Here is a 16,564-nt window from a genome sequence, read left to right on the forward strand (position 1 = left end):
ATCAGACGGTGTTCTCCAAGCGGGCGCGAAGTCCGTCGAGCTCGGTCCAGAGGACGGCGGGCAGGTCGTCGCCGAACTTCTCGAACCACTCCTGGATCTGCGGCAGCTCGGCGCGCCACTCGTCGGCGTCGACGCGCAGCGCGGCGGCGAGGGCGTCGTCGCTCAGGTCGAGGCCGTCGACGTCGAGCGAGCCCGGGGCCGGGACGTGGCCGATCGGGGTCTCGACCGAGGCGGCCTGCCCGTCGATGCGCTCGACGACCCACTTCAGCACGCGGGAGTTCTCGCCGAAGCCGGGCCACAGGAAGCCGCCGTCCTCGTCGCGGCGGAACCAGTTGACGTAGAAGATCCGGGGCAGCTTGGCCTCGTCGTTGTCCTTGCCGATGCTGATCCAGTGGCTGAAGTAGTCGCCGGCGTTGTAGCCGATGAACGGCAGCATCGCCATCGGGTCGCGGCGCACGACGCCGGTGGCGCCGACCGCGGCCGCGGTGGTCTCCGACGACAGCGTCGCCCCGAGGAACGTGCCGTGGGTCCAGTCGCGGGCCTCGAAGACCAGCGGGACGGTCGTCTTGCGGCGCCCGCCGAAGAGGATCGCGTCGATCGGCACGCCGCGCGGGTCGTCGAACTCGGGGGCGAGGATGTCGCACTGCTTGATCGGGGTGCAGTAGCGGCTGTTGGGGTGGCTGGAGACGACGTCCGACTCCGGCGTCCACTCCTCGCCCTTCCAGGACGTCGCCCGGGCCGGCGGGTTCTCCAGCCCCTCCCACCAGACGTCGCCGTCCTCGGTGAGCGCGACGTTGGTGAAGACCGAGTTGCCCTTGTTGATGGTCGACATCGCGTGCGGGTTGGTGTGCTCGTTGGTGCCGGGCGCGACCCCGAAGAAGCCGTACTCGGGGTTGACCGCCCAGAGCCGGCCGTCCTCGCCGATGCGCATCCAGGCGATGTCGTCGCCGATCGACTCGACCTTCCACCCGGGGATGGTCGGCTTGAGCATGGCCAGGTTGGTCTTGCCGCAGGCACTCGGGAAGGCGGCGGCGACGTACTTGGTCACCCCGGCCGGGCTGGTGAGCTTGAGGATCAGCATGTGCTCGGCGAGCCAGCCCTCGTCGCGGGCCATCACCGAGGCGATCCGCAGCGCGTAGCACTTCTTGCCCAGCAGCGCGTTGCCGCCGTAGCCGGAGCCGAAGGACCAGATCGCGCGCTCCTCGGGGAGCTGCACGATGTACTTGGTGTCGTTGCACGGCCACGACACGTCGGCCTGGCCCGGGGCGAGCGGGTGGCCGACGGAGTGGATGGCGCGCACGAACGGCGCGTCGAGCTCGGTCATCCGCTCCAGCACGTGGCTGCCCATCCGGGCCATCACGCGCATCGAGACGGTGACGTACGCCGAGTCGGTGAGCTCGACGCCGAACATCGGCTGCTCGGCCTCGAGGTGGCCCATCACGAACGGGATGACGTACATCGTGCGGCCCTTCATGCAGCCGGCGTACAGCCCGCGCATGACCCCCTTCATCTCCTCGGGGTCCATCCAGTTGTTGGTGGGGCCGCAGTCCTTCTCGTCGACCGAGCAGATGTAGGTGCGGTCCTCGACGCGCGCGACGTCGATCGGGTCGCTGGCGGCGTGGAAGGAGTTGGGCTTGATCGCCGGGTCGAGGCGGGTGAAGGTGCCGGTGCCGACGAGGGCGTCGGTCAGCGCGGTCCACTCCTCGTCGGAGCCGGTGCACCAGTGGATGGCGTCGGGCTGGGTGAGCGCGGCGACCTCGGCGACGAAGTCGAGGATCCCCTGGTGGGTGGTCGGCGCGTCGGCCCGGTCGGTGCTGTGGTCCTGCGTGGCGGTCATGCGGTGCTCTTCCCTCTCGCGGATTCGCGGCGGCGAGGGCCGGGGCCCGTCGTTGCCGGCCGTCGAGCGTGTCGACGGTGTGTCTGGAGACGTGGTGTGATCGCGGTGCGACGTTGCGGGCGACCTCGGATCTGGCGAGGCTAGCGCCCGGATCGGGCGGGATGAATTGGACCGATCCAAGGTCCGTGGGCCACGTCACACGGCCGGCCCGGGGCGTCCGAGGGGCACTCGCGGGTCTGCTGTGATGGACGCCGTGGACCTCTCCGACGCCCTGCGGCGCCTCCCTCCCGACCCCCGCCTGGTCGTCAGCGGCAACCACGCCACCCCCTGGCACACGCTCGGGCTGGTCGACGCCGCGCTCGACTCCTACCGGCTGTGGGCGCTCAACGGCCAGCCTGGGCTGCCCGATCGCGAGGGCGTGACGCTGGAGACCTCGTTCGTCGGTCCGGGCATGCGGCGCCGGCCGCGGCTGAGCTACGTCCCGTCGCGGCTCTCGCTGGTGCCGCTGCTGCTGGGCACGGCGCAGGTGCCCGACGCGGTGCTGCTGCACACCACCCGCCCGCGGGGCGGCCGGCTCTCGCTCGGCACCGAGGTCAACGTGCTGCCCGCCGCCGTCGAGGCCGTACGCCGCCGGGGCGGCGTCGTGATCGCCCAGGTCAACGACCGGATGCCGTGGACCTTCGGCGACGCCGAGCTCGACCTCGACCAGGTCGACGTCCTCGTCGAGGCCGACGAGGTCCTGGCGCCGCCCGCGCACGTGCCCGTCGACGACGCCGCCGCGCAGATCGGCGCCTCGGTGGCCGAGCGGGTGCCCGACGGTGCGACGCTGCAGGCCGGCATCGGCGCCGTCCCCGACGCGACCCTGCACGGACTGGTGGGACGCCGCGACCTGCGGGTGTGGACCGAGATGTTCTCCGACTCGGTGCTGGCCCTGGAGCGGGCCGGCGCGCTGGACCCCACGACGCCGATCACGGCGTCGTTCCTCTTCGGCTCCGAGGAGCTCCTGGAGTGGGTCGACGGCAACGAGCGGATCCGGATGGTCCGCACCGAGGTGGCCAACGACCCGGGCCGGATCGCGCGCAACCCGGCGATGGTCAGCGTCAACACCGCCCTGCAGGTCGACCTGTTCGGCCAGGCCAACGCGTCGCGGATCGGCGCCCGCATCCACTCCGGCTTCGGTGGCCAGACCGACTTCATCGTCGGGGCCCTCCACAGCTCGGGCGGGCAGGCGTTCATCGCGCTGCGCTCGTGGCACCCGCGTGCCGACGTGTCGACGATCGTGCCGCTGGTCGAGGAGCCGGTGACGTCGTTCCAGATGAGCACCGTCGTCACCGAGCAGGGCGTCGCCGACATGTTCGGCCGCGACCAGTCGGCCCAGGCCCGCGGCCTGATCGACAACGCGGCCCACCCCGACGTCCGCGACGAGCTGCGCGAGGAGGCCGTCGAGCTCGGCCTCCTGCCGTCACCCGGGTGAGGTCAGGCCGCGGCCAGTGACCGGGTACGCCGCCGCGGGAGGGCCGGGAGCCAGGCGACGTCGGCGGCCGTGCGGGCGTTGGAGCCGTAGACGAGCAGCGCGAGGAACACGCCGTACACCGGCAGGTGACCGACCATCTCGGTCTGGCCGAACAACAGCAGCGTCGCGTTGAACGGCACCATCGCCACCAGCACCGCGACCTGCGGGAACGCCCCGCTGATCACGAGCAGGCCGAACAGCAGCTCGGTCGCACCCGCGATCGCGACGAACGTCTCGGGCGCCAGGTCGATGCCGACGAGACCGAAGACGTCGAGCGCGGGGTAGGCCTCGAGGGTCTCGATGGCCATGGCCGGGTTGGTCAGCTTCTCGGTGAACGCCAGCACGATCAGGGCCGTGCCCACGCCCAGGCGCAGGAGGAGCAGCGCGCGGCGGAGGTCCTGGGCGCTCGCGCGGACGGCGCCGTACGCGTCCTGGCCCGGGGGCAGCACGACGAGGAACGCCGCGACGGCGGCCAGGTTGGCGCACTCGCCCAGGGCCGTCGGGCCGGCGACGAAGGACAGCGCCGGGCCGAGGGCGAGCACCAGCGCGGCGGCGGCACGCAGGCGGTACCCGGTGATCAGCCAGACGCCGAGGGCGGCCTCGACCAGCAGCAGCGCGTTGCCGCCGAAGCCCTCCAGGTGGTCGTTGGACGGGACGAGGAACGCGCCGGTCGCGGCGAGCGCCAGCAGCGCCACGCCGAGGTGGATGCCGAGCAGCCGGGGGATCCAGGGGGCCAGGCGACCCAACGGCGCCAGGACCGGCAGCTCCGGTCGGTTGACCCGGGTCGACGCGAGCCGCCAGACGACGGCCACGACGACCACCGCGGCGGTCAGCACCAGCGGCAGCGGGGAGAAGAAGAAGGACCAGTCCCCGGCGGCGTGGGACTCCACGAACCAGCGCTCGTGGGCGGGCAGGACGGGGGTGATGGCGGGCAGGAGCGTGGTCACGGGTCCATCCTCGGCGCGGGCGCCGCGGCCCGGAGGCAGCAAAAGTCCGGAGTCGAGAGGACCAACGTCCCTGTTTCATTGGTCGTCCGGCGGGCGGATTGCGTCCGGCGTCGGCCGCCAGGGGGTCGGCTTCGCCGGTCGGGGCGGCCGGCGCCGGCCGCAAGAAGTACCGGCCGCTGGACGACGTGCTGTGCTTGTTGGTCGTCCGGCGGGCGGATTGCGTCCGTCGTCGGCCGCCAGGGGGTCGGCTTCGCCGGTCGGGGCGGCCGACGTCGGCCGCAAGAAATACCGCCCGCCGGCCGACTGGTCAGCCGGGGACAGGGACGGGGACGGCCCAGCGCACCTGGGTGCCGGTGTCCGGGCCGGGGCGGATGTCAAAGGTGCCGCCGTGGTTCAGCGCGCGGTCGCGCATGTTGCCCACCCCGCTCTCCCGGGCCCCCTCGGGCAGGCCGCGGCCGTTGTCGGTGACCGTGAGGACCACCTCGCGCGAGGTGGCCTCGAGCACCACGTCGACGGCCGAGGCGGCCGCGTGGCGGGTCGCGTTGGACAGCGCCTCGGCCAGGACGGCGAGCAGGTCCGGCGCCACCCGGTCGCCGACCATGCTGCGTACCGGCCCCTCGAACCGCAGCGAGGGCCGGAACTCCAACGTGCTCTCGGCGCGCTGGACGAGCCGGGTCACCTCGGCCTGGATGTCGGCCGAGGCCTCCAACGCACCCAGGGCGAAGATCGAGCGCCGGATGTCCTTGATCGTGGCGTCCAGGTCGTCCACGGCCTGCTCGAGGCGGTCGGTCACCTGCGGCTGGTCGGACTGGCGCGCCGCGCTCTGCAGGCCCAGGCCCACCGCGAACAGGCGCTGGATGACCAGGTCGTGCAGGTCCCTGCCGATCCGGTCGCGGTCCTGGAAGACCGCCAGCCGTTGCTGGTCGTGCCGCGCCCGCGCCACCTGGATCGCCAGCGCCGCCTGCTCGGCGAAGCTGGCCGGTAGCGCCGGGTCGACGGCGTGGAACGCGGCGGCGTGCTCGCGTGTCCAGGCCAGCGCCAGCGCGCCCTCGACCACGCCGGCGGATCCCAGCGGCACGACCACGACCGGGCCGAGCCGCGGCCAGCCCAGCTCGCGGGGCACGTCGAGGGCGCGGGGGTCCGCGCCCAGGTCCTCGACGGAGAGCGGCTCGCCGGTGCGGACCACGGTGCTCGCCAGCGACCGGGTCAGGTCGAGCGCCCCCATCCGCTCCGGGTCGGTGTCCACCCCCGAGGTGACGTGCAGGGTGAGGTCGTCGCCGCCGGTGCCGGCCACGATCCAGGCGACGTCGGCGGCGGCCACCTCCCGGGCGAGGTCGGCGACGGTCTGCAGCGCGTCGGCTCCCGTGTCGGCGCCCGCGAGCAGGCGGGTGATCTCGGCGGTGGCCGACAGCCACCGCTCGCGCCGGGACGCCTCCTCGTAGAGACGGGCGTTCTCGATGACGACGCCGGCCGCCGCGGCGAGGGCGACCACGACGCGCTCGTCCTGCTCGGTGAAGTCGACGCCGCCGGCCTTCTCGGTGAGGTAGAGGTTGCCGAAGACGCGGTCGCGGATCCGCACCGGCACCCCGAGGAACGAGCTCATCGGCGGGTGGCTCGGTGGGAAGCCGTACGACGCCGGGTGGGCCGCGATGTCGTGCAGCCGCAACGGCTCCGGCCGGTCGATGATCAGGCCCAGGAGGCCGTGGCCGCTCGGCAGGTCGCCGATCTCGGCCAGCTGTCCGGGTTCGAGGCCGTGGTGGATGAAGGTCCGCAGCCGCGCCCCGGGGCCGACGGCCAGGACCCCCAGGGCGGCGTACCGCGCGTCGACCAGCCTGCTGGCGATCGCCACGATCCGGGCGAGCACGCCGTCGAGCGTGAGGTCGGCCGCCATCGTCACGACGGCGTCCAGCAGGAGCCGCAGCCGCTCCTGCTCGTCGAGGACGCCCTCCACGCGGGAGAGGACCTCGCGCAGCAGCTCGTCGAAGTCGGCCTGCGACAGCGGCGTCGTCATGGGCGCGTGCCCGCCCGCCTGGTCTCGCCCATCCCGGCCTCCCAGTCACCGTCCTGCGCTCCGCACGCTAGCAAGCGCGGGGGACCTTGGTCCCGGCACGACGGGACGCAGGCTTCTGCCGTCGTCCCCGCGGGCGGCCCAGGGTGAGTACACCAGACGAGAGGAACGACGATGACGCAACACCTGGACCCTGAGCGGCGACTCATCGAGCTCGACGAGGCCGAGTGCTGGGAGCTGCTGGGTTCGCGCCCGACGGGCCGGCTGGCGTGGCAGGGACGTGACGGACTGACCGTCGTCCCGGTCAACTACGTCGTCGAGTCCGGTCAGGTCGTGCTGCGGACCAAGCCCTACTCGGCGCTGCGCGAGACCGACGACGGCCCGGTGGCCTTCGAGGTCGACGAGACCGACGAGGACACGCGGACCGGTTGGAGCGTGCTGGTGCGCGGCACCGCGCACACCGAGGTCGCCGGCCCCGACGACGTCGACGTCTGGCCGTCCGGCCCCCGCACCCTGCGCCTGCGCGTCGAGCCGTACCAGGTCACGGGCAGACGCTTGGTGTGAGTGCCGGCTCTGGATGGTCGGCCGACGGGCGGATTGCGTCCGGTGCCGACCACCCGTGGGTCGGCTTCGCCGGTGGGGCGGCCGGCACCGGCCGCAAGAAATACCGCCCGCGGCCGTGCTGGATGGTCGGCCGACGGGCGGATTGCGTCCGGTGCCGACCACCCGTGGGTCGGCTTCGCCGGTGGGGCGGCCGGCACCGGCCGCAAGAAATACCGCCCGCGGCCGACTACTGGTGGCGCTTGGTCGCGAAGATCGCGGCCTGGGTGCGGCTGGTGAGGTTGAGCTTGGCGAGCAGGGCGGAGACGTAGTTCTTCACCGTCTTCTCGGCCAGGAACATCTGCTCGGCGATCTGCCGGTTGGTCAGGCCCTTGCCGATCAGCTCGAGGATGCGCTGCTCCTGGCTGGTGAGCTGGGAGAGCTCCTTGTCGACGGCCGGTCCGTTGCGGACGCGCTCGAGGACCTGGGCGGTGACGTGGGGGTCGAGCATCGACTGTCCGTCGGCGACGCGGCGCACGGTGTCGATGAAGTCGGTGCCGCGGACCTGCTTGAGGATGTAGCCCGCTGCGCCGGCCATGATCGCGGCGAACAGCGCGTCGTCGTCGTCGTACGACGTGAGGATCAGCGCCTTGATCCGGGGGTCGCGCGAGCGGACCTCACGACAGACGTCGATGCCGGACCCGTCGGGCAGGCGGCCGTCGAGGATGGCGACGTCGGGGCGCAGCGCCGGGATCCGGCGGGCGGCCTCCTCGGCGAGGCCGGACTCGCCGATCACGACGATGTCGCCCTCGCTCTCGAGCAGGTCCTTGATGCCCCGGCGGACCAGCTCGTGGTCGTCGAGCAGGAAGACTCGGATCGGGGCGGCAGAGGCCGGTACGTCGGGCATGAGCCCCACGGTAGACCGGGGCAGCCGTGCCGACGAGCGACTCGTGGCCCCCGAGGACGGGACCTTGGTCCCTGCTCCGCGACGCCGGCCTCGCGCACCGTGGGAGGACCACCCAGGAGGCCCACCATGCTCGTCGAGGACGTCAGGACCACGGACACGCTCGCCGTGGTCGAGGCCGCCTGTCGCGCGCCGTCGATCCACAACACCCAGCCGTGGTCGTGGCGGGTGGCCGGCCGGACCATCGAGCTGTACGCCGACGACACCCGCCGCCTGGCGCGCGCCGACCCCCAGGGCCGCCACCTGCTCATCAGCTGCGGGACCGCGCTGCACCACGCCCAGGTGGCCGCCCGCGGCCTCGGCCGGCGGCCGCTGGTCGAGCGCTGGCCCGAGGGACCCGGCTCCGACCTGCTCGCCCGGATCTCCCTGGCGCCGGCGCCGGTGACCGACGAGGACGCCGCCCTCCTGCGCGCGCTGCACGAGCGGCGTACCGACCGGCGGCGCTTCACCACCTGGCCGGTCCAGGGCGAGCGCCTCGAGCGACTGGCCGAGGTCGCCGCCACCTGGGGCGCCCCGGCGGTCACGCTCACCGACATCGTCGACCGCCTCCGCGTGGAGCGCCTGGTCGCCCGGGCCTACGCCGCCCAGACCGCCGACGTCGACGAGACGGCGAGCCTGCCCGCCGGCGGCCGCGACCACCACGTCGAGACCACCGACGGTGTGCTCGTGCTGTGCGGGGTCGCCGACGACCGGGCGTCGTGGCTCGCGGCGGGCGAGGCCCTGGGCGCCGTCTGGCTGCACGCCGTCGCCGACGGCCTCGCGATCGTCCCCCTGAGCCAGGTGGTGGAGGTCGACGTCACCCGCGCGTCGCTGCAGCACGAGGTGCTGCTCGACCGCGCCGTCCCCCACCTGCTGCTGCGCGTGGGCTGGCAGGCCCTCAGCAACGAGCAGCTGCCCCGTACCCCCCGCCGACCTCTCTCCGAGGTCGTCCGACAGCCCTGACGCCTGGCTGTCACCTGTTGCCCTTCGAACGATCCACAGCGAGGTTGGACCCATGACGCAGACAGAGGAAGCACCGGGATCGGCGACGGGCACCCCCCTGACCGGGGAGGAGGTCGAGCTCCTCGACGCGTGGTGGCGGGCCGCCAACTACCTCTCGGTGGGTCAGATCTACCTGCTGGACAACCCGCTGCTGCGCAGGCCGCTGGTGCGTGAGGACATCAAGCCGCGGCTCCTCGGGCACTGGGGCACGACGCCGGGCCTCAACCTGCTCTGGACCCATCTCAACCGGCTCATCCGGGAGCGGGACGTCGACGCGATCTTCCTCGCCGGTCCCGGCCACGGGGGTCCCGCCGCCGTCGCGAACGCCTGGCTGGAGGGCACCTACAGCGAGGTCTACCCGCACGTCGGCGACGACGAGAGGGGGATGCAGCACCTCTTCCGCCAGTTCTCCTTCCCCGGCGGCATCCCGAGCCACGTGGCCCCGGAGACGCCGGGCTCGATCCACGAGGGCGGCGAGCTCGGCTACGTGCTCTCCCACGCCTACGGCGCCGCGATGGACAACCCCGACCTGCTGGTCACGGCGGTGATCGGCGACGGCGAGTTCGAGACCGGCCCGCTGGCCGCGTCGTGGCACGCCAACAAGTTCGTCGACCCGGTGGCCGACGGCGCGGTGCTGCCGATCCTGCACCTCAACGGCTGGAAGATCGCCAACCCCACCATCCCCGCCCGCATCCCGCGTGCCGAGCTCGAGAGCCTGCTGCGCGGCTACGGCCACGAGGTGCTCCTCGTCGAGGGCGACGACCCCGCCGACGTGCACCGGCAGCTGGCCGCGACGCTCGACCACGCCCACGACACGATCCGGGAGATCCAGCGCGCGGCCCGCGAGGACGGCGACGTCGTCCGGCGGCCCTGGCCGATGATCGTGCTGGTCACGCCCAAGGGCTGGACGGGCCCACAGGTGGTCGACGGCGTGCAGGTCGAGGGGACGTGGCGCGCGCACCAGGTGCCGTTGGCCAACACCCGCGAGGACGACGACCACCGCGGCCTGCTCGAGGAGTGGATGCGCACCTACCGCCCCGAGGAGCTGTTCGATGACGACGGGCGGCTGGTCGCGCGGCTGCGCGAGCTGTCGCCGTCCGGCAAGAGCCGGATGAGCGCCAACCCGCACGCCAACGGCGGCCTGCTCCGCCGTCCGCTGGTGCTGCGCGACTACGCCGAGCACGCGGTCGAGGTGACGGCGCCGGGGGCTTCGGCCCACGAGGCCACCCGGGTGCTGGGCCACTACCTCACCGACGTGATGCGCGACAACACCGACAACTTCCGCATCTTCGGGCCCGACGAGACCGCCTCCAACCGTCTCGACGGCGTCTACGAGGTGACCGACAAGGTCTTCGCCGGTGAGATCTGGGACGTCGACGAGCACCTCGCCCCGAGCGGCCGGGTCGTGGAGATCCTCTCCGAGCACACCTGCCAGGGCTGGCTCGAGGGCTACCTGCTCACCGGCCGGCACGGCCTGTTCAGCTGCTACGAGGCGTTCATCCACATCGTCGACGCGATGCTCAACCAGCACGCCAAGTGGCTCAAGACGACGCGGGAGATCGAGTGGCGGCCGCCGATCGCCTCCCTCAACTACCTGCTCACCTCCCACGTGTGGCGTCAGGACCACAACGGGTTCTCCCACCAGGACCCGGGGTTCATCGACCACGTCGTGAACAAGAAGGCCGAGGTCGTCCGCGTCTACCTGCCGCCGGACACCAACACGCTGCTCTCGACGATGCGGCACTGCCTGGAGAGCACGCACTACGTCAACGTGGTCGTGGCCGGCAAGCAACCCGTCTTCGACTGGCTCGACCGCGACGCGGCCGACCTGCACTGCGCGCGCGGGCTCGGCATCTGGAACTGGGCCTCCACCGACGGCGACGACCCCGACGTGGTGATCGCCTGCGCCGGCGACGTGCCGACCCTGGAGTCGCTGGCCGCGGTCTCGATCCTGCGCGAGCACCTGCCCGGGCTCGCCGTCCGGTTCGTCAACGTGGTCGACCTGATGCGGCTCCAGGACGACACCGAGCACCCCCACGGCCTGTCGCACCGCGACTTCGACACGGTCTTCACCCAGGACAAGCCGGTCATCTTCGCCTACCACGGCTACCCGTGGCTGATCCACCGCCTGACCTACCGGCGCACCAACCACGGCAACATCCACGTGCGCGGCTACAAGGAGGAGGGCACCACGACCACGCCCTTCGACATGGTGATGATGAACGACCTCGACCGGTTCCACCTGGTCATGGACGTCATCGACCGGGTGCCGAGCCTCGGCTCCCGGGCCGCCGGCCTGCGGCAGCTCATGGTCGACACCCGGATGCGCGCCCGGGCGTGGACGAGGGAGCACGGGGACGACCTGCCCGAGGTGCGGGACTGGTCGTGGAGCGGCTCGGCGCCGCGGCCCGGCGAGTCCCCGTCGACGACGGCGCAGCCGGAGTCGCCGGCCGACCGTGGCTAGGGCGTGTCTCCCTAGGTGCCGAGGAGGGCCTGGACGTGCCGGGCGATCGCGAGCTCCTCGTCGGTCGGCACGACCAGCACCTGCACCGGGGACCCGTCGGGGCTGATCCGGCGGGGCCCGTCGCCCGGTGCGTCGTTGCGCGCCGGGTCGACGCTCACGCCGAGCGCGTCGAGGTCGCGCAGCGCGTCGGCGCGCACCGCGGCCAGGTGCTCGCCGACACCGGCGGTGAGGACGACCGCGTCCGCACCGTTGAGGACGGCGAGGTAGGCGCCGACGTACTTGCGCAGCCGGTGGCAGTAGACCTCGTGCGCCGCCCGGGCCCGCTCGTCGCCGGCCTCGATCGCGGCGAGCAGGTCGCGGTAGTCGTGGACCCCGGCCATGCCCTCCAGGCCCGAGCGGTGGTGCAGCAGGTCCTCGAGGTCGGCGGCGTCGTGGCCGCGACGCAGCAGGTGCAGCAGGACGCCGGGGTCGAGGTCGCCGGAGCGGGTGCCCATGACCAGGCCCTCCAACGGGGTCAGGCCCATCGACGTCTCGACCGGTACGCCGCCGCGCACGGCCGAGGCGGAGGCGCCGTTGCCGAGGTGGAGGACGACCAGCCGCAGGTCGGCCAGTGGGTGGCCGAGGAAGCGGGCGGCCGCGCCCGCCACGTGCTCGTGGCTGATGCCGTGCGCCCCGTAGCGGCGGATCCCCTCGCGCCGCGCCAGGTCGTGGTCCAGCGCGTAGGTCGCCGCCGCGGCGGGGAGGTCGGCGAAGAACGCGGTGTCGAACACCGCGACCTGCGGCAGCCCCGGCCACACCTGCCGCGCGTGGCGGATGCCCGCCGCCGCCGACGGGTTGTGCAGCGGCGCCAGGACCGCGAGCTCCTCGATGCCGGCCACGACGTCGTCGTCGACCAGGACCGGCGTGGTGTACCGGTCACCGCCGTGGACGACGCGGTGACCGACCCCGAGCAGCGAGTCCTCCTCGATCCCCGACCCCTCGACCGCCTCGAGCATCTGGGCGAACGCGTCCTCCCAGCCGGATGCGTCGACCCGCTCGACGGTGCCGCGCACGGACGCCCGGCCGGTCCCGGCGTCGACCACCTGGTACTTCAGCGAGGACGAACCCGTGTTGACGACGAGGACGAGGGACGTCACGGCACCACCGTAGGGGTCGCGCCGTCCCTGGGGGTGCCACGACCTCCCGCACGCCGCCGCGCCGGGGCACCCTCGAGACCATGACCGAGCCGACCGCCGCCGACCGCGACCTCGCCTTCCTCGACGCCGCCATCCACGTCACGCCCGGGCGGGTCGCGCCCGGCGCGCTGTGGACGACCGGCAACCGGCTGCGGTACGTCGGCGCCGCCGACGCCGGGCCCCGCCCGGACCCCGGGACCCGGGTCGTCGATGCCCGCGGCGCCTCGATCGTGCCGCTGCAGGTGGCGAGCGCGGTCCGGGCCCGCCCGGCGGAGCAGCGGACGGCGTACGAACTGCGGGCCGGGAACCCCGCGACGTTCGCGGTGGTGCACGGGTCCGTGGGCGAGGACCGGGTCAGGCACCAGCTGACGGTGCCGCCGCGGGACCTCCTCGCCGTGGTCGTGACCGGGCGCCTCGAGGTGTGGCGCGGCGAGCCGACCCGACCGCCCGGGCCCGGGGCGGTGGCGCCGGAGTGGGTCGGTGCGTGGGCCGACCCGTCGCGCGACATGGTGCAGCACCTCCTGCCGACGGGCCGCTACACCGAGACGCGCAGCGGCCGCGCCGACGCCTGGACCGGGAGCTGGTGGACGCGCGGTGACCGGATCACCTACCTCGACGACTCCGGGTTCTGGGCGTTCGGTGAGCTGGTCGGCGACGTGGTCCACCACGCCGGGTTCGTGCTGCGCCGTCCGACGTGAGTGCCGCACGGCCGTCCCGTGTCAGACTCGCGCGGTGATCGTGACAGTCAGCACGGTGAAGACGAGCGTCGACAACCTGCGGTCGTTCGTCGAGCGCAACCTCTGCAACGGCGTCGACCACATGATCGTCTTCCTCGACGGACCGGCTCCCGAGGGCGAGGCCTTCCTCCGGTCGCACCCCCACGTGACGACCGTCCGGGGCCAGGACTGGTGGAACGGGAACCGGCCGCGCCACCTCAACACGCGGCAGACCGTCAACGCCACCGCCGCCAACGTCGTCCTGGCCCACGGCGCGTGGGCCGAGTGGCTGTTCCACATCGACTCCGACGAGGTCCTCCTGCTCGACCGCCAGGAGCTGACGGGCCTCGGCACGCAGCGGCGGACGGTCCGGCTGGCCCCGCTGGAGGCGGTGAGCCGGCGCAGGCCCCGGAAGCCGGAGCTGTTCAAGCGGCTGCTGACCGAGGAGGAGCTGGCGTTGCTGGCGCTGCTGGACGTGATCCCGCGACCGGACAACAAGGCCTACTTCCGAGGACACCTCATCGGCAAGTCCGGGACGCGCCCGGCCCTCGACCTCCGCGTGGGCATCCACGGCGCGACGACCTCGAACGGCGACAGGCTCGACCCCTTCCTCGCCGAGACGTCCCGGCTCCTGCACCTCGACTGTCCCGACGCCGAGGAGTTCGCCCGCAAGTGGGGCACGCTCGCGGCGCCCCGGCTGCGACCCAAGGTCCGCGGGTCCCGCCTGCGGCTGCTGATGGCCATGACCGCCCTCGAGGGCGCCGGGCTCCCGCCCCGGACGCGCGCCCGGTACGTCCAGCGCCTCTACGCCCGGACCGCCGCCGACGACGTGCGCACCCTGTCCGAGCTCGGCCTGCTCGAGCGCGTCGACCCCGACGCCGGGCGCCAGCGGCCCCGCGCGCTGTCGCCGAGCCAGCGGGCCGGCCTGGCCGAGGGGCTCGGCCGGCTCGCCGCGGTGGACAAGACGGCGCTGCACCTGGGGTCGGTCGGCGACCTGGGCGCCGTCCTCGGCCGGGTGTGACACGGGTCTGGCACGGGTCCGGCAGGGCTCCGGCACCGGCTGACGACTCGCGCCCGGCTCAGGCGGGGACGGCGAGCTCGGCCAGCTCGTCGGCGTCCGGGACCAGCTGGCGCGAGACCGCGGCCAGGACCAGGATCACGGCCGCCAGGGCCGCGGTCACCAGGAGCCCGCGCTCGTACCCGGCCGAGAGCGCGGCCTGCGGTGAGGACCCGTCGGCCAGCGACGACGTGGCCGCCGAGGTGGCGAGCGTGGAGATCACGGCCAGCCCCAGCGCGCCGCCGACCTGGTAGCCGGTGTTGATGATCCCGGAGGCGGCGCCGGCGTCGTCGCGGGCGACCTCGGAGAGCGCGGTGATCTGGGCCGGCACGCCGACACCCATGATGCCGGCGCCGTAGAGGACGAACCCGGGCAGCAGCTCGACGACGTAGGAGCCGTCGGTCGTGGCCTGCGTGAGCAGGAGCAGGCCGGCCACCGCGATCACCGCCGAGACGACCTGGGTGGGCCGCGTGCCGATCCGCGGCAGCAGCTGGGTGGCCGCCATCGCGCCGACGATCGCGGCGACGCCCATCGGCAGGAACTGCAGCCCGGTCTCCAGCGCGCTCAGGCCCTTGGCCTGCTGGAGGAACAGCGCGCTCAGGAAGAACATGGCCAGGAAGGCGCCGCCGTTGAGCGCCAGCACCAGCGTCGACTGGCTCAGCGACCGCGACCGGAACATCCGCAGCGGCACCAGCGGTGCGGCCGAGCGCGACTCGACGAGCACGAAGAGGGCCAGCAGCGCGGCGCCGCCGACGAGGGACCCGATCACCTCGGCGGATCCCCAGCCGAGCGGTTCGGCCCGGATGACGCCGTAGATCACGGCGAGCACCGCACCGGTGCCGAACGCCGCACCGGCCAGGTCGAACGACCGGGGTCCGTCGGTGTGCACCCGGCTGTCGGTGACCGTCGAGCGCGTCAGGGCCAGCAGCGCCACGCCGATCGGGACGTTGACGAAGAAGACCCACTCCCACCCGGCTGCGTCGACGAGCACGCCGCCGGCGACCACGCCGAGCGTGCCGCCGAGCCCGGCCAGCCCGCCCCAGATGCCGAGGGCGATGTTGCGCTCGCGCCCGGCGGCGTAGACCACCGTGAGGATCGACAGCGCGGCCGCCGACATCAGCGCGCCGCCGAAGCCCTGGACGGCGCGGGCGCCGATCAGCAGGCCTTGCGACGTCGCCAGCCCGCCGGCCAGCGAGGCGACGGTGAAGATCGCCAGCCCCGCGACGAACACGCGCCGCCGTCCGAGCAGGTCGCCGAGCCGGCCGCCCAGCAGCAGGAACCCGCCGAAGGCGAGCGTGTAGGCGCTGATCACCCACTGCAGGTCGTCGGGGCTGAACCCCAGCTCGGTCTGCATCTCGGGCAGTGCGACGTTCACGATCGTGACGTCCAGCACCACCATGAACTGGGCCAACGCCAGCACGACCAGCGTCGCCCAGGGACTTCTGCGCATCGTCTCTACCTCTCCTCGTCCATCACCAGTACGCCGTACTTGTACAACGTACATCTACGCCGGAGAGTGCAGCATGTACGGTGTAGAGTTGTCAACCGTGACCCCCAGGACGAACGCCGCGACGCCGACCAAGGAGCGGCTCAGCCGCGAGGCCGTGGCCCGCGCCGCCATCGCGCTCGCCGACGCCGAGGGCCTCGAGGCCCTGACGATCCGGCGCCTCGCCACCGGCCTGGGCGTGACGCCGATGGCGCTCTACTGGCACTTCAAGGACAAGGAGGCGCTGATCGATGGCGTCGTCGAGGCGGTGCTCGCGCAGGTCGACGTGCCCGACGACGACCCCGGCGCCCCCTGGGACGTGCGCCTGCGGGCGATCCTCGACGCGCTGATGACCGGTCTCGCCGACCACCCGGCGGTGGCCGGGCTGGTCAAGGGGCGGATGCTGCTGAGCGACCCGGGCCGCGACGTCACCGAGCGGGTGCTCGCCCTGCTGCGCGCCGGTGGGTTCTCCGACGAGCGCGCCGCCCAGCTGGCGGTCTACGCGATGCTGTTCATGACCAGCCTCGCCACCGGCCGGCCCGGGATGAGCATCGGCGCCACCGAGGAGGAGCGCGAGCAGGAGGTCCGCACCGAGTGGGCTGCGCTGCAGGCGCTCCCGCCGCGGAAGTACCCCTCCATCGTCGCCCTGGCCGACGCCCTCACCGACTGCGGCGCGGCCGAGGAGTGGCTCGAGTTCGGGATGGACACCCTGATGGCCGGCATCCGGGGCCAGGCGCCCGGCGCCTGACCGCCGGACCCGGGCCGTACGGCGCCGGGGTGGGCGAGGTCGCCGTACCGCCGGCCGGGGCGAGTAACTCACCGTCCGCTGGACTTACCCGCCCGAATGCGGGCGGGTAGGTCCAGCGAACGGTGAGT

13 protein-coding genes are annotated in these 16,564 nt (G+C 73.3%); 7 read left to right on the plus strand and 6 right to left on the minus strand.

Annotation, left to right across the window (positions count from 1 at the left end; translation table 11 throughout):
• Nucleotide 1: 1 nt before the first annotated feature.
• On the minus strand, nucleotides 2-1,837 hold the full coding sequence (locus AC4MBH_RS16235; RefSeq protein WP_491795990.1) for a phosphoenolpyruvate carboxykinase (GTP): 1,836 nt from the start codon (nucleotides 1,835-1,837) through the stop codon (nucleotides 2-4).
• 241 nt (nucleotides 1,838-2,078) lie between these two features.
• On the opposite strand from AC4MBH_RS16235, the gene AC4MBH_RS16240 reads away from it, so the two are divergent.
• The gene (locus tag AC4MBH_RS16240) at nucleotides 2,079-3,311 is read left to right on the plus strand and encodes an acetyl-CoA hydrolase/transferase family protein (protein ID WP_491795992.1); all 1,233 of its coding nucleotides are present in this window, start codon (nucleotides 2,079-2,081) and stop codon (nucleotides 3,309-3,311) included.
• Nucleotides 3,312-3,313: 2 nt separating this feature from the next.
• Here the strand turns inward: AC4MBH_RS16240 and AC4MBH_RS16245 are convergent, their stop codons facing one another.
• Nucleotides 3,314-4,297, minus strand: coding sequence for a hypothetical protein (locus tag AC4MBH_RS16245; RefSeq protein ID WP_491795993.1), 984 nt, complete (start codon nucleotides 4,295-4,297; stop codon nucleotides 3,314-3,316).
• Nucleotides 4,298-4,604: 307 nt separating this feature from the next.
• Entirely contained in the window at nucleotides 4,605-6,308 is a 1,704-nt protein-coding gene (locus AC4MBH_RS16250; protein ID WP_491795995.1) for a GAF domain-containing sensor histidine kinase, read from the minus strand.
• A gap of 171 nt (nucleotides 6,309-6,479) precedes the next feature.
• Between AC4MBH_RS16250 and AC4MBH_RS16255 the strand changes: the two genes are divergently transcribed.
• Nucleotides 6,480-6,869 (plus strand): pyridoxamine 5'-phosphate oxidase family protein, encoded by a 390-nt coding sequence (locus AC4MBH_RS16255; RefSeq protein WP_491795997.1) that lies wholly within the window; start codon nucleotides 6,480-6,482, stop codon nucleotides 6,867-6,869.
• A 226-nt stretch (nucleotides 6,870-7,095) separates the two neighbouring features.
• Here the strand turns inward: AC4MBH_RS16255 and AC4MBH_RS16260 are convergent, their stop codons facing one another.
• A complete protein-coding gene (locus AC4MBH_RS16260; RefSeq protein WP_491795999.1) occupies nucleotides 7,096-7,752 on the minus strand; it encodes a response regulator in 657 nt (218 codons plus the stop codon).
• 126 nt (nucleotides 7,753-7,878) lie between these two features.
• Between AC4MBH_RS16260 and AC4MBH_RS16265 the strand changes: the two genes are divergently transcribed.
• Both AC4MBH_RS16265 and AC4MBH_RS16270 read left to right on the plus strand, forming a co-directional pair.
• A complete protein-coding gene (locus tag AC4MBH_RS16265; RefSeq protein ID WP_491796001.1) occupies nucleotides 7,879-8,751 on the plus strand; it encodes a hypothetical protein in 873 nt (290 codons plus the stop codon).
• Between the two features lie 52 nt (nucleotides 8,752-8,803).
• On the plus strand, nucleotides 8,804-11,254 hold the full coding sequence (locus AC4MBH_RS16270; RefSeq protein ID WP_491796003.1) for a phosphoketolase family protein: 2,451 nt from the start codon (nucleotides 8,804-8,806) through the stop codon (nucleotides 11,252-11,254).
• Between the two features lie 11 nt (nucleotides 11,255-11,265).
• Here AC4MBH_RS16270 and AC4MBH_RS16275 read toward each other — a convergent pair whose 3' ends face one another.
• Nucleotides 11,266-12,390: an acetate/propionate family kinase gene (locus tag AC4MBH_RS16275; protein ID WP_491796005.1), complete on the minus strand. Its 1,125-nt coding sequence runs from the start codon at nucleotides 12,388-12,390 to the stop codon at nucleotides 11,266-11,268.
• A gap of 80 nt (nucleotides 12,391-12,470) precedes the next feature.
• Here AC4MBH_RS16275 and AC4MBH_RS16280 point away from each other — a divergent pair, with 80 nt between their 5' ends.
• Complete coding sequence (locus tag AC4MBH_RS16280) at nucleotides 12,471-13,127, plus strand: Atu4866 domain-containing protein (RefSeq protein WP_491796007.1); 657 nt, start codon at nucleotides 12,471-12,473, stop codon at nucleotides 13,125-13,127.
• A 34-nt stretch (nucleotides 13,128-13,161) separates the two neighbouring features.
• A complete protein-coding gene (locus tag AC4MBH_RS16285; RefSeq protein ID WP_491796009.1) occupies nucleotides 13,162-14,166 on the plus strand; it encodes a glycosyltransferase family 2 protein in 1,005 nt (334 codons plus the stop codon).
• Between the two features lie 58 nt (nucleotides 14,167-14,224).
• Here AC4MBH_RS16285 and AC4MBH_RS16290 read toward each other — a convergent pair whose 3' ends face one another.
• On the minus strand, nucleotides 14,225-15,652 hold the full coding sequence (locus tag AC4MBH_RS16290; protein ID WP_491796011.1) for a DHA2 family efflux MFS transporter permease subunit: 1,428 nt from the start codon (nucleotides 15,650-15,652) through the stop codon (nucleotides 14,225-14,227).
• A 97-nt stretch (nucleotides 15,653-15,749) separates the two neighbouring features.
• On the opposite strand from AC4MBH_RS16290, the gene AC4MBH_RS16295 reads away from it, so the two are divergent.
• Complete coding sequence (locus tag AC4MBH_RS16295; protein ID WP_491796012.1) at nucleotides 15,750-16,436, plus strand: TetR/AcrR family transcriptional regulator; 687 nt, start codon at nucleotides 15,750-15,752, stop codon at nucleotides 16,434-16,436.
• The last annotated feature ends 128 nt before the right edge of the window (nucleotides 16,437-16,564 follow it).

It is taken from the genome of Nocardioides sp. WJ219 (assembly GCF_058559815.1).